Genomic DNA, 12,879 nt, shown 5'->3' on the forward strand with positions numbered 1-12,879 from the left:
GCCTCTTTCTGATTTTTACATAGTGCGTTTTGCATCTCGGTGCAAAACCGTGGGCGTATATCCCAGCTTGCCACAGAATTCTGCCAGTTTGCGCGCAAAAGTAATGGAACGATGCTTGCCGCCGGTGCAGCCAACAGCCACCACCAGCTGACTCTTTCCTTCCTTGACATACAGCGGCAAAGAATACTCCAGCATGCTTTCATACCGGCGCAGCAGTTCCTGAGATTCGGGGGCGGCCATGACATAGTCCACTACGGGCTGATCGAGACCGGTCAGTTCTTTCAGCTCCGGGACGTAAAACGGATTGGGCAGACACCGCACATCCAGTACGATATCCGCTTCCTGCGGCAGACCGTATTTGAAGCCAAAAGACATGATGTTCAGAGACATGGCGCACTGGCCCCGATCCAGGAACAAACCGCAGATTCGTTCCTTGGTCTGGGCGGTCGAGAGCTGTGTGGTATCGATAACATACCGGGCACGCTCCCGCAGTGGCTGCAAAATGGAGCGTTCCCGCCGTATAGCTTCGTCGATAGGCAAGCTTCCGTTCAGGGTCATGGGATGTACCCGGCGCGTTTCTTTGTAACGGCGCCGAATGACCGAATCTGCCGCGTCCAGAAACAGAATATCATACTCCATCTGTTTGTCATCCAAAGCGGCCAAAGCCGTTTTGACTTCTTCCACAGAACGCAGACCGCGGATATCCATCACGACTGCCACGCGATTCAGTTGATTTTCGCCTTGCAGAGCGAAATCCACAATACGAGGCAGCAAACCGGCCGGAATGTTATCGATGCAAAAAAAGCCGATATCCTCCAGCGCATTGGCGGCCATAGACTTGCCTGCGCCGGAAAGTCCTGTCACGACCAAAAAATTCATGCTGCTCCTCACTTCCCTGCTCTACTGATGATTTTCAGCGAACGACTCTGATTTCCCGTTCCAATACGTGGCCCGTTTTTTCCTGTACAATGGCGCGGACCTTGTCTGTCAGTTCCACCACATCGGCACAAGTAGCGCCCCCCAGATTGACAACAAAGCCGCAATGTTTCTGGCTGACTGCGGCTCCGCCCACCGAAAAACCGCGCAGACCGCATTGTTCAATCAATTGTCCGGCAAAGCATCCGGCAGGACGCTTGAAGGTACTGCCGGCCGAAGGTAAATCCAATGGCTGCTTTTCCCTACGCCGGGACATATAATCCTGCATCTTTGCGTTGATTTCCTCGTGTATACCGGGCTGAAGGACCAATTCCGCCTCGAGGATGCACCAGGGCTGCTTTTCAAAGATACTGGTGCGGTAACCAAGGGCCAGCTGGTTTGCTGGCAGTGTCCTCAATTTCAGATTTTCATCCAGAAACGTAACGCGGTCGAGCACGTCCTTCATTTCCCCGCCATACGCGCCTGCGTTCATATAAACGGCGCCGCCTACCGTACCGGGAATCCCGAACGCAAATTCCAGGCCGGTCAGGTCCAGATCCAGAGCACGGTTGCAGACTGAAACCAGCAGTGAACCGGCACTGGCGGTCAGGCGGGTACTTCCGTCAGACTGTTTTTCCGCAGTGGCCTGCGTTTTCAGATCAGTCAGGCAGATGACCGCACCTGCAAAACCCTCATCCGCAAACAAAGTGTTGGAGCCGTTTCCCAACAGATAGGTGCGCACACCGGTTTGCCGACAAAGCTCCAGGGTGCGGGTCAGTTCCACCACGGTGCGGGGCTTGCAGAAGACCGCAGCCGGACCGCCGATTTTGAAGGTGGTATGACGATTCAGCGGTTCATTGTAAATACAGGGCAGCGCCTGAGCGCCCATCGCATCCAGCAGATCGGCAATCGGCTTTTCAATCATGCTTGCCCTCCCCTTCTCAATTGTTATGCTCGATCCGGTCAGATCGAATCTGCCAATGCCGCAGCACCGATCACACCAGCATCGTTGCGCAGCACGCAAGCGGCAATGACCGGGTTACGGCCGGTGGTAATGTTATGGGTTTCCCGCTCCACATATTCGCGGACAGGCGCCAGCAGCACCTCACCTTGATTGGATACGCCGCCGCCAATACAGATAACTTCCGGCTGGAAGGTGTTGACCACGTTGGCAACACCGCAAGCGACATACTCCATCCAGGTTTCCACTACCTGCTTGCCGCAGGCGTCACCGGCCGCCATGGCGTCAAAAGCTGTTTTTGCATTGACGTGATCCAGGTCGCCGGCAATCTTCCACATGAGAGTATCGGGATTCTTCTTCATAGCTTCTTTGGTATCCTCGCTCAATGCGCGGGCCGAAGCGTACCGTTCCCAGCACCCACGCCGCCCACAGTTGCAAGGACGTCCGTCTTTGACGATGACAGTATGGCCCATCTCGCCGGCAGCAAAATTAAAACCACGGAGAATCTTGCCACCCAGGATGATGCCGCTGCCGATACCGGTGCCCAAAGTCACGATAACAGCATCCCGGTAACCCTTGGCTCCACCGGCCAGATATTCGCCGAAAGCGGCGGCATTGGCATCATTTTCTACATAGACCTTGCAGCCAAGCAATTGTTCCATGTCGGGACCGAGATTCCAGTCGTAATAGCCAAAGTTGGTGTTATATCCCACAAAGCCGGTGGTAAAATTCACGCTGCCCGGCGTACCGATACCTACGTAGGCTACCTGAGAAAAATCGATTTTCCCCTCTTTGGCCACGGCACGGCACAAATCTGCCAGCGCACGTTCCAGGTCGTCAGCCGGACGAGGCAGGCGGGTCGCCCAGGTAAGCTTGGCTACGATATGATAGGTTTCATCCACAAGTCCGGCGGTCATGGTAGTGCCGCCAAGATCGATACCGATGGTGTACTGACTCATAGCAAAATGCCTCCTATTTCTTGCGCGCATCTCCGATGATGACGCTTCAATTCCGCAACCAGATTTTCCACACTGGCATTTACGATCAGCTCTTCCGGAAAATCAATTTCCTCCACCAGCGCAAACAGGGCCGACATATTTTCCCGCAATTGCCGAACACTGTGCGCGTCGGTGTCCAAAGAAATCCGGCATCCATTTTTTAAGCAGGCTTTCAGCAGGGCGCGCATGTTGGGAATGCCGTCTTTTCTTACCTGAAAGGAGTTTCCGTTCAGTTCCACAACCTTATTGTTTCTGGCAAACGCCTTGGTCACCAGATCATAGTCATAACGGTAATGCTGCTGTTCTGAGTGTCCAATGCAGTCTACATAAGGATTTTCCGCTACCCCCAACCACAGACGATTGGCCTCTTTCTCGGTCAGCAATCCAGGGATACACGGGCTGTGGATCGAGGCAACCACCCAATCCTGAGTGGCCAGCATTCGGTCCGGCAGATCAAGTCCGCCTTTGGTATCCATCACATTGACTTCCACCCCGTATAACATGACCACGTTCCCGATCATGCGGGGCATGGTACTCCAGTTTCCAAAATGCCAGATATGGGGTGAATCAGGCATGGAAGGTGCGTGGTCGGTCAAAGCCATGGCACGATAACCCAGCTTTCCCGCCTCATCGGCCATTTCCAGCGCGGTATGAAAGGCATGGGTTGCACTAAGGGTGTGCGTATGAAGATCGGCAATTACTTGCATGCGGAATGGTTCCTCTTTCGTTTGAAAATGAATTAAAATCCTGTGATATCGTTTTGCAGGCCCAGGCTGTTCAACAGATCCTGTGCAGCATTGTAGCCCATTTCCTTCTGGCGGTTGTTGATGGCGGCCGTTTCCAGAATGACCGCCAGGTTCCGTCCAGGCATGACAGGGATCAGCATGCTGGGGACGTTAACGCCAAGAATATCATAACTGTCGTGTTCCAGACCAGTGCGGTCGTAATTCTTGGTGCGCTCCCAAGGTTCCAGTTCCACCACCATTTCTACCTCAACACTGTTTTTGACAGCGCCGGCACCGAAAAGGCGGGCCACATTGATGATGCCAATTCCTCGCAGCTCGATGAAGTGACGAATATTCTCCGGCGCCATTCCCATGATCTTCCGGCTGGAAACCTTGCGCAATTCCACGGCATCGTCGGCAATCAGGCGATGCCCGCGTTTGACAAGCTCGATTGCGGTTTCGCTTTTACCTACTCCGGAGTCACCCAGAATCAAAATTCCCTCGCCATAAACTTCTACCAGAACACCGTGACGGGTAATGCGCGGGGCCAATTCGGTGTTCAGAGTGGTGATCAGAGTAATCATCAGCACCGATGTCATCTCTTCGGAGAGAAGCAGCGGGACACCGTACTGCTTGGCAAACTCAAACATTTCAGGCGGTGGTGTCATGCCTCTGGATACGATTACGGCCGGAGGAACAAAGGAAAACAGTTTTTCCAGATGCGTGCGGCGGATAGCGGGATCCAGCTCTTCCAGGTACGAAAGCTCGGTCAGACCAATGATCTGGATTCGCGTATTGTCAAAATACTGGTAGTATCCAGCCAGCATAATGCCGGGACGATAGACTTCCGCAGAATAGACCTTGATCTCTTTCAGATCTTTGGGGGTGTAGGCGATTGCCAGATTGGATTCTTCTGCCAGCTTGGCCAGAGTTACAGAAAATTGCGCCACGGATGTTTCTCCCCTTTCAAAAAAACGATATGCGGCAATGCCGGCGGCCTTGCCATATTTATTAATTATTATACCGTAAGCCCTAATCTTTGTACAGAGAAGACGTATCCAAATCCCTATAAAATTCAGCCATGCAAAAGCGAAGAAAATCCATGACGGACTTTTCCGTCCAGCCAGTACAGCGTGGCAGAGGCCAAAGCCGTAAACACCAGGTAAGCGCCAAAGAGCAATGCGGTATCCCGGCGGGAAAGGGCTCCCAGATCAAAACCTTCTACCAGACGCAGGATGATCACATGGTGTACCAGAAAGACAGCGTAGGAGTATTTTCCCAGCAATGCGCACAGGCGTTTTACGGGGCCAAAAGCTATTGCATCCGCCGCTATGACAAGCACAACAAATACAACGGCACCAAAAAGGGCACACACGATCTTGGTGTCCCACGCTCCGAGTAACGTCTGCAGTGCCAGCAATACGGCTGCCGCTGCAGCGAGAAGAATTTGCCGCCTGTGGGAAAGTCCCACGACCAGCATTCCAAAGAAAAATTCCGGCAAATGGATGGCCACCAACCGGGCATCCCATCCTGCCAGATGAATTGAGCTCCCGACGGCACAGGTCACAGCAAAAGTCAACCATGGGTGTTTGCGGTACCCATACAGCAAAATCGGAAAAAGCAGATACAAAAAAAGGATGCTGCCCAGGAACCATTCACCAACACAGGCAAAATCCTGTCCCACCCAGCCTGCGGCGACCGCAAAATTATCAAGGCCCAGCACCGTCAGGATCAAAGTGATTGTTCTGGCACTAGCGTAGTAACCTGGTCTGGCCACGAAACGGATGGAAAAGCAGATGACCCAAGCAAGCCAGAACATGGGATATACGGCCCGGAATCTCTTTTTATAAAAAGAAATGGTTTCAAAGTGTTCCGGCGCGGTATAACAAAGAGAAGCACCGGAAACGATGAAGAAAAGTGTGGAGCCGAAATCTCCCAAATAGATGCCAAAGGGCAGCGTGCTGGTAAACAGCTGATGGGGCAGAGTAAAATAGCCTGTAACCGAGGCATTGAAATGGATGATCAGAATACTGATCAGGGCCACAGCGCGGATCAGATCAAGGTAAAACAGGCGGGGCTTCTTCATTCGTCGGCCTCCTTGGGGTCCAGTATTGCATGCTTGATTCGGCGCACGAAAATTTTCCCGGCGCCGCCCGATGTCTGTACCTGCCAAAGCAAAGCGTGGTACACATCGGCACGGGCAGCCATTTGACTGCTCGTTTCGGCATCCGCACTGTAAAAACCATTTTTCTGTGCCAGAAGCGGCAAGAGCCAAAAGTCTTTATGGCTGCGCAGCGGCGGCAATCCTTTTGGAAAAGCAGATCCTCTCACCAACAGGATACCTCCGTTTGGAACAGGCAACGGTTGATTTTCTTCCATAGGCAGCTGCAAATCCAGGTCGGCCATGGATCTTCTCAGGGCTGACAGATCATTTTTCCAAAGGCGGTATCGAGCACGGGCGTATTCGGGATACAGTGGCATGGCCGGTCCCAAAACTCCCAGCATGGGATGCTCTCCAAACAGATTCACGGCTGCGCAGAGCAGAGACCCGGACCAGCACAATTCTTGTTCATACAAGCGTAGTGTCGGTTGCTGAAACAGGCTCGTCGGCAGACAATAAATGGAATCAGCAGAAAGTTTTACTCCGTTTTGCAGCTCTTCGGGCGTCAGGATAACGGGTGGCTCACTTTTAGTCCCTTCTTGCAGCTGATAGTGCCAATGCAGATTTTGTGCCATTGCCGTCAATGAGTGGGCCGGAAGCAGGCTGGCAATCAGTTCATCCACGGGGAATGAAGTTTCCTGCTTCAGATACCGATACAAAGTGGAGGCAGCCTGACCATCGGTCCGCCGCAGTTCGTCGGCATACGGAGTAAAAAAACTGCGGCGCTTGAAGAAAGGACATCTGTGCGTCACAATTAGATCCTTGGGGCAGGCCATAATGGGATTTACAAAAATTCCACGATACGCCGTTTTGTCCAAAAAGGTATCCCACTTATACCCCAGATCAGAAAAATGAGCTGTAAAACAGGTTTCGTGGAGGCGGACAGAATCCTCGTAACTTTTGGGAAGCTGCATGTCCTGCCAGTACGTCCAAAAGTCATCGTACATGCGGCGACGCACCGCAATGAAGTGGGACTGTATATGCTCCGGAACCAGTCCGTGTGCACCGAAACGACGGCTACGCATGGCATAGTGTCGGCTCAGCCCCCAGAAATCCAGGTCGGACCTGGTATCCATCCTGGAAAACATTTCCTGCAATGGTGTGACCGGTCCGGCCAACGTATAATTCATCAGGACCACTTCATCAAACGTGTCCAGAGCTGAGCGGCCGATATGCAGCAGCGCAGCACGATAGGCGCCTACATCCAATCCTTCGTTTTCCCGCTCCAGAAAAGAAATTTTATTTTCTGTAAGCCAGCAATGCGCGGACGAAGACAAAGTTCCATTATGTACAAACAATAGAACCCGGGCCTGCTCCCGCATGGCTTGCACCGCAAAACGGCAGGCCGTATCGGCCTGCCCGTGGGGGTCATAATGGAAGTAGATCACAAGCCTGTTGTTTGTGACAGATGTCAGTGTATCATTCTTCATACGGTGCACCATGCGGCCCGAACACGGCACGTTTGGCGTGCATCATACTCCAATACACGCCTTCCGGCAGCCGGTCACGCAGCCAGTTCCGGGTACGGCGCCGCCGGCTGTTGGAGTAAGGTCCGTAGGTATGAAACAGACCAAAATATTTCTTGCTGGAAAAAGCAACGGCAGCCTGAGCCGCATTGCCGAAGGTGGTGCAGTTGAACACACGCGCCAAGGGACGAATCAAGCCGGATGCATATGCCTGCATGGCATCGCAGCGGCTGACGGCAAACTCGGTGCTCATTACCTGGGCGGGATAATACCCGGCCCCCTGCGCCACAAAGGGGTAGATGCGTTCAATGGCGTGACTGATGGTCCCGTCCTGAGGCAGCGGTTCCGGCGGGAAATCTTCATGCTTCCACCCATGGTCAAACAGAGGCGCCAGCGCGGTCGGACGGAACCAGAAAACGCTGCCGAACGGTGCAAGGGGCGCTTTTTCGCCCGACATAGGAACATGCAGGCCTAAGGTCTTGGCCAGTTGTTTGGTATTGTCAAAATTCGGCCCCCACCCGTTAGAACACATGTTCATAAAATACAGCCCATGTGTGGGGAACGGCGGGCACAAAATCCCCAGCCGGGGATCTTTTTCGAACTCACAGAGGATATTCAGCACATGGTCCGCGTTTTTGCAGATGTTCTCATTGCAAACATATCCGAAACTAGCACCCACACTGCCGGGTTTTGTCTGAATGGCTTTCTTGTCGTGCATGAAGCAGGCATAGTCATATTCTTTCAGATAAGGCGCCAGATCACACAGGAAAGCGCCCACATCCCGACCACGGTTCTCCACCGTCAGGACTTTGACACTGTGAAGGGGCAGTTTGGAAAACGCTTCCTCGATCTGCCGCTTTTTTTCCTCAGTATTCGTAGAAATGAAGACATCCGTTTCCGGCGGCATATTGCGGGCAAAGTCCATGCTTTGCGGCAGCATGTCCATAAAATACAGATGCATGGCCAGCGCAATGCGCCGTGTCTTGCGAATATTCTGTGCACAGTCCGGATCTTGCAGAGTGGGCATGATCAGACGAGTCAGTCCCAGGTCGCGGGTAAAGTCGTACGGATGCATGGTCCGGATCATGTTGGACCACAGGAGTTCCAGCGGATAGGAAGTGTGATCCCGCAGATAGGCATACAATTCCCGCGCAGGTTCTCCGGCCGTATCGTTGAGATACGCTTCGTATTCATGCATAAAGCTGCGGCGCTTGAACAAGGGGCATTTTTTATCCCGCAGCAACCGGGTCGGGCAGACAAGAAGCGGGTAATCGGTAAAATCCTTCAGATCATCTGTCTTTACATAGACATCCCACTTGTACCCTTTGTCCGCAAACATCTTGGTGAACACAGCTTCATACCGCTGGACAGAGTCGGTATAGCCGTTGATCATGGGCATTTCATCCCAATACTTCTGCAGATCCGGCGACTGGACAAACCGTTTCCGGTAAACCATAAAATGAGACTGAATGTGTACAGGCAGGAAATCATAAATGTGTTTTCCCTTGAAAGGATTGCCCTCTGCCCCATGATGAATGCTCAAGCCCCAAAAATCCAGATCCTGATTTTCGGCCATCGCGTCAAACATTTCCTTCAATGGCCGGACGGGCCCCATCAGAGTGGAGTTGGTCATGACGATTTCGTCAAATTCACTCAGCTTTGCCCACCCGTATTGATCCAGCGCGGTTTTATATGCCCATACATCCAGACCTTTATTTTCCCGGACAATAATATTGTCGGTAAAGCGGCTGAATGCCTTGCGCCCCTGCTCGCCGAGTTTGCCATTGCAGACCACAACCAGTTCACTGAGGTTTTTGGCAAGGTCGTTCAGATAGTAAACAAGAAAATCGTCTACATAGCCTTGCTTTTCGAAGAAGAAGAAGATTCCCAGTCGTTTCATGGAGCATCCTTTCCGTTTGCATTATCCGTTCAGGCCGGCATCCTGCATGATCTGTTCAATTTCAGTTGGGTCGCCCCAGACACCGGGGCTGTCATACGGGCGATCGGGAAATGCACCGTAATCCAATTTGATTTTATAGTTTTTGTCTTTCAGAAACTGTTCCACACGCTGTGCCAACGAAATGGGCTTACCGGTGCAGACATTGATGATTCCGTCAATTTTCTCCTGGACGCTGGCGGCCACAATCATGCGGGCCAACTCATCCACGTCGATGAAATCATAAAGATTTTTCCCGCTGGTGAACGGGAAGGTCTTTTTCCCATCCAACTCCGCCTGTGTGATTTTGGCGAAAATGGAACTGCCGTGGGCTTCGTCGCCGGTGATGTAGTACGCGCGCAGCCAATGCAGACGACAGTTGGTCTCTGCCAAGGACAGCATCAGACTTTGACGAAGGGCGTTTTTGGCAATGCCGTATTGGCTCTGCGGATTGCAGGGCGTATCGGCCTTGATAGGACCTTCCCAGTACCCCACTTCATGCATGGTGCCCATGACGGACAAGGAAGGCAGACCGCCCGCAGCCATATTGTTCAGAAATACTACATGGTTGGAAAGGTCTTTCATATGGCTGGAAGCATTGTGGCGGAAACCATCACGCCATGCCATATGAATGCACACATCAGGGCTGCCCAGTGCACGGTAGATTCCCTTGTCGCCACTGAAAATAGGCACATCGCAGAATTCAGCGCGTTCATCCACGCCCTTGAAGGCAAAATCAGCTGCGATAACCTGATACCCCATATCCAGAGCGGTTTTCACAACATGACGTCCAATATATCCGGCAGCACCGGTGACGAGAATTTTTTTCATTTTAAAAGTTTCTCCTCCTTGTTCGGAAGATAGGGGTATAAACCCTCTGCGTGGGTAGCAAACAGAAAAAGTGCTACCGCTTGCTTTTTATTGTGCCCTGCCACACGTAAAAAGTCAAGTGTGTCGTTTCCGCCGGTATCGCGCAGCGCCTTTCTCAATGCCCGCCATGACCGGCGGCAAACCGCACCTGATGCCTGACTATCCCGCAGCTGATGCATCAGGAATGTAACAAATTCCGCCCTGCGGGCAGCCCAAACTCGGTTGTATCCTTCCGGCTCGCAGCGTTTCCTGGCTGCACGGTTTTCCGCTTCCACCCAAGCCGGCAGAGTCTGACTACGGCCGACCACAGCGCGAATGGTGGCGGCAGAGGTACTGTCAGAGCGTTCGTAGTGGCGATAAAAGGGAGTTGGCTCAAACACAGCACTGGCATTTCGGGCATACACTTCTGCATTAAAGAGAAAATCTTCCAGACCGAAACGGCAGCGCTCATCAAATCGAATTTCTTTCACCGTCTCCAGACGATAAAAAGCGTTCCAAACGAATTGCGGCCCGCTGTTTGCCAAAAAGTCCAGATAAGAGTCAGCATTCTGTCCCGGAGCCAGACGGCAGAATGTCCCGACTGCATGTGGCAGCGTTACCATATAGCCAGCCTGAGTCTGTCGTTGCAGCTCATAACCACCGCGCACAACATCAGCGTTGGTCTGTGAGATCAATTCTTTTGCTTTCTGTAGTGTGTCCGGCAGATAGCGGTCATCATCGTCACAAAAGCCGATATACTTTCCGCGCGCCTGTGTCAAGCCACTGTTTCGTGCCGCACAGATGCCGCTGTTCTTTTGTGAAAAGACACGTACGCGGGAATCCTGTTCTGCCAAACGATGGCACAAATCACTGCTGCCGTCGCGAGAACCATCATCCACAAGAAGCAATTCCAAATCCTGTACCGATTGACTGAGAATACTGTTGGCGGCCGCAGATAAGGTTTCTGCTGCATTATATACGGGGATGATGATACTGAACAGCGGTTGCTGCATCCTTGTCACCTTCCATGTTTGCTTTTTAACATTTCATAGAGCCGCGCATACGGAAGCGGCAGCCGTATGGCCTCTTTCAAAAAGGCATTTTTCCATCTTGCCTGACGGAAATCCTGCACAAACGTTTTTGGTCGTTTCAAATACAGGCGCATGTTTTTGGGTGCCGCCAACGTCCAGGTATCGCCGTCTTCCACCCTGATTGTGCCCAGCTCACAAATATCATTGTGTGTCGGATTCCGGACAAGGTCCAGATACGCCTGTGTCAGCATATCGACGGGCATTTCTGACTTCCACCAGAAGCTGGCACGCCAGACGCGGGCAAATTCCAGTGCAGAACGCTGAACACGAAGGATACGTTCATCAAACTGTGTCTGTTCCAAGCGGGGAATGATCTTTCCCTGGCGCTCTTTATAGCCGGCAGTGGCGCCGCAAGGTTCTGAAATGAGGCGCTCCAGCATTGGCTGCCCGACCCAATACCAAAGGGGAGCCGGATTGCCGTGAAACAAAAAGGCCTGCGCCCGCTCTTCCGACAGAACCTGATGCAAGCGGGAATCGCACGCCAAACAGGCCCCTTGCATTTCAACATTGCAAAGATTTTCCAGAATATGCTGGGTGGTGCCGCCGCTTCCGATGTCCACCAAAACAGGGGGCTTTTCCTGCAGTTTATTCTGGCGCAGGTAAGCCCGAATCAGTTCCGCCTGCTCCCGAACCGTGGCCCCGGCTGTAGTTTTGCTTAAAGCCGCAAGGCTTAACAGCTGCTCTTTGACCGCGGCAGACAGGGGCCTGGTGCGCAGATCCACACTCTGCCGCACATTGGCGCCATGCAGATCAGCAGAGGTATCAAATCCACAATAATCCAGGACCTGACCGATTGTCATTACCTGCCGTGGCAGTGCATCTGCCAGAAGCTGCAATCCCTCGTCATTCATGGGACGCTGCAGCAGTGCAGGGCACAGGCTGCGCCGGGAAACCTTGAGATAATCGGTTGGCTCTCCGTACAAAGTATGATAAATCTGCCGCACGAGATACATATCCCGCGCTAAAAACACCAGGCGTTTTTTTCCAGATTCACTAAATTCTTTGTGCAGCCATATGGCAAACGCCGTAAGCAACGGGCCAATTACGGAGAAGCCCAATATATCCAGTTCGGTTTCTTCGGGAAGACGATTCCGTACAAATGCCTGAAACGCGCCCTGACGCACATCCGTCGCCCGTGGATAATGGGAAGACAAATGAGGCGGTGAAACCAGAACCCCACGAATCCCCGCCAGCGCAGCCCCTGCAATATCCACCCGGGGATCATTGCCTACAAACAGAACCTGCGAAGCGGTCAAATTGTTTTCCTCGAGAAACAGGCGGAATAATTTTCCGGAACGTTTCTGTACCCCATATTCCGAAGAAACGTAAATACCGTTGAGAAAATCAAAGCCGCATTGTTCCAGCAAGGCCGAGACCTGTTGGGAGGAAAGGTACATATCAGAAATGGCATACAGCACTTTCCCCTGCTCGTGAAGAGCTTTTGCGGTACGCAAAAGAAGACGGTTTGGAACTGCCACACGGAGTTCAGCCTCAAATTCGGCAATCGGATCAATTCCCTGCAGCGGCGGCTGGTCATAAATCTCTGCCAGGGTCACCTCTTGCCCCGCCGTGCGGGCCATTGCCTCCGCTTCCCTGCGTTTGCGGGCAAATCCCTGCGGCGCCAGACCGATTTGTTCCATCAGTACAAATAAATCGGACGGAGAACCTGTATCGCGGAACAAAAGTGTGTCAAACACGTCAAATGCCACAACATCATAAGATTCAGCGGCCTTGATCAATTTTTGTTCCAGCTGTTGCATTGTTCTCCGTCCTGCAG

Annotated in this window: 11 protein-coding genes; all 11 read right to left on the reverse strand. The window is 52.5% G+C overall.

The genetic code is table 11. The features are described 5' to 3' along the window. Positions 1-15: 15 nt before the first annotated feature. The 11 genes from rapZ to AC127K_RS14410 all read right to left on the reverse strand — a co-directional run bounded on the left by rapZ (position 16) and on the right by AC127K_RS14410 (position 12,862). Positions 16-879, reverse strand: coding sequence for an RNase adapter RapZ (rapZ, locus tag AC127K_RS14360; RefSeq protein ID WP_294540486.1), 864 nt, complete (start codon positions 877-879; stop codon positions 16-18). A 34-nt stretch (positions 880-913) separates the two neighbouring features. Beyond that, positions 914-1,840 carry a UDP-N-acetylmuramate dehydrogenase gene (murB, locus tag AC127K_RS14365; protein ID WP_483721075.1) on the reverse strand — a complete coding sequence of 309 codons (927 nt, stop codon included), beginning with the start codon at positions 1,838-1,840 and terminating at the stop codon, positions 914-916. A 38-nt stretch (positions 1,841-1,878) separates the two neighbouring features. Then, positions 1,879-2,835 (reverse strand): ROK family protein, encoded by a 957-nt coding sequence (locus AC127K_RS14370; RefSeq protein WP_483721076.1) that lies wholly within the window; start codon positions 2,833-2,835, stop codon positions 1,879-1,881. Continuing rightward, the gene (locus AC127K_RS14375; protein ID WP_483721077.1) at positions 2,832-3,581 is read right to left on the reverse strand and encodes a phosphatase; all 750 of its coding nucleotides are present in this window, start codon (positions 3,579-3,581) and stop codon (positions 2,832-2,834) included. The genes AC127K_RS14370 and AC127K_RS14375 overlap by 4 nt, the downstream gene beginning before the upstream one ends. 32 nt (positions 3,582-3,613) lie before the next feature. Next, a complete protein-coding gene (gene hprK, locus AC127K_RS14380; RefSeq protein WP_204647103.1) occupies positions 3,614-4,549 on the reverse strand; it encodes an HPr(Ser) kinase/phosphatase in 936 nt (311 codons plus the stop codon). A gap of 125 nt (positions 4,550-4,674) precedes the next feature. After that, on the reverse strand, positions 4,675-5,685 hold the full coding sequence (locus tag AC127K_RS14385) for an acyltransferase family protein (protein WP_483721078.1): 1,011 nt from the start codon (positions 5,683-5,685) through the stop codon (positions 4,675-4,677). Then, the gene (locus AC127K_RS14390) at positions 5,682-7,190 is read right to left on the reverse strand and encodes a rhamnan synthesis F family protein (protein WP_483721079.1); all 1,509 of its coding nucleotides are present in this window, start codon (positions 7,188-7,190) and stop codon (positions 5,682-5,684) included. Before AC127K_RS14390 ends, AC127K_RS14385 begins: the two co-directional genes overlap by 4 nt. Next, positions 7,180-9,126 (reverse strand): rhamnan synthesis F family protein, encoded by a 1,947-nt coding sequence (locus AC127K_RS14395; RefSeq protein ID WP_483721080.1) that lies wholly within the window; start codon positions 9,124-9,126, stop codon positions 7,180-7,182. The genes AC127K_RS14390 and AC127K_RS14395 overlap by 11 nt, the downstream gene beginning before the upstream one ends. Before the next feature lie 21 nt (positions 9,127-9,147). Next, on the reverse strand, positions 9,148-9,993 hold the full coding sequence (locus AC127K_RS14400) for an NAD-dependent epimerase/dehydratase family protein (RefSeq protein ID WP_294538554.1): 846 nt from the start codon (positions 9,991-9,993) through the stop codon (positions 9,148-9,150). Beyond that, on the reverse strand, positions 9,990-11,024 hold the full coding sequence (locus tag AC127K_RS14405; RefSeq protein WP_483721081.1) for a glycosyltransferase family 2 protein: 1,035 nt from the start codon (positions 11,022-11,024) through the stop codon (positions 9,990-9,992). Before AC127K_RS14405 ends, AC127K_RS14400 begins: the two co-directional genes overlap by 4 nt. Positions 11,025-11,029: 5 nt before the next feature. After that, complete coding sequence (locus tag AC127K_RS14410; RefSeq protein WP_483721082.1) at positions 11,030-12,862, reverse strand: HAD family hydrolase; 1,833 nt, start codon at positions 12,860-12,862, stop codon at positions 11,030-11,032. Positions 12,863-12,879 lie beyond the last annotated feature (17 nt).

The organism is Subdoligranulum sp. DSM 23681 (assembly GCF_057005535.1).

Bases quoted from the DNA above. Each gene is read 5' to 3' on its own strand.
- rapZ (WP_294540486.1), bottom strand. From the start codon at position 879: ATGAATTTTTTGGTCGTGACAGGACTTTCCGGCGCAGGCAAGTCTATG.
- murB (WP_483721075.1), bottom strand. From the start codon at position 1,840: ATGATTGAAAAGCCGATTGCCGATCTGCTGGATGCGATGGGCGCTCAG.
- AC127K_RS14370 (WP_483721076.1), bottom strand. From the start codon at position 2,835: ATGAGTCAGTACACCATCGGTATCGATCTTGGCGGCACTACCATGACC.
- AC127K_RS14375 (WP_483721077.1), bottom strand. From the start codon at position 3,581: ATGCAAGTAATTGCCGATCTTCATACGCACACCCTTAGTGCAACCCAT.
- AC127K_RS14385 (WP_483721078.1), bottom strand. From the start codon at position 5,685: ATGAAGAAGCCCCGCCTGTTTTACCTTGATCTGATCCGCGCTGTGGCC.
- AC127K_RS14390 (WP_483721079.1), bottom strand. From the start codon at position 7,190: ATGAAGAATGATACACTGACATCTGTCACAAACAACAGGCTTGTGATC.
- AC127K_RS14395 (WP_483721080.1), bottom strand. From the start codon at position 9,126: ATGAAACGACTGGGAATCTTCTTCTTCTTCGAAAAGCAAGGCTATGTA.
- AC127K_RS14400 (WP_294538554.1), bottom strand. From the start codon at position 9,993: ATGAAAAAAATTCTCGTCACCGGTGCTGCCGGATATATTGGACGTCAT.
- AC127K_RS14405 (WP_483721081.1), bottom strand. From the start codon at position 11,024: ATGCAGCAACCGCTGTTCAGTATCATCATCCCCGTATATAATGCAGCA.
- AC127K_RS14410 (WP_483721082.1), bottom strand. From the start codon at position 12,862: ATGCAACAGCTGGAACAAAAATTGATCAAGGCCGCTGAATCTTATGAT.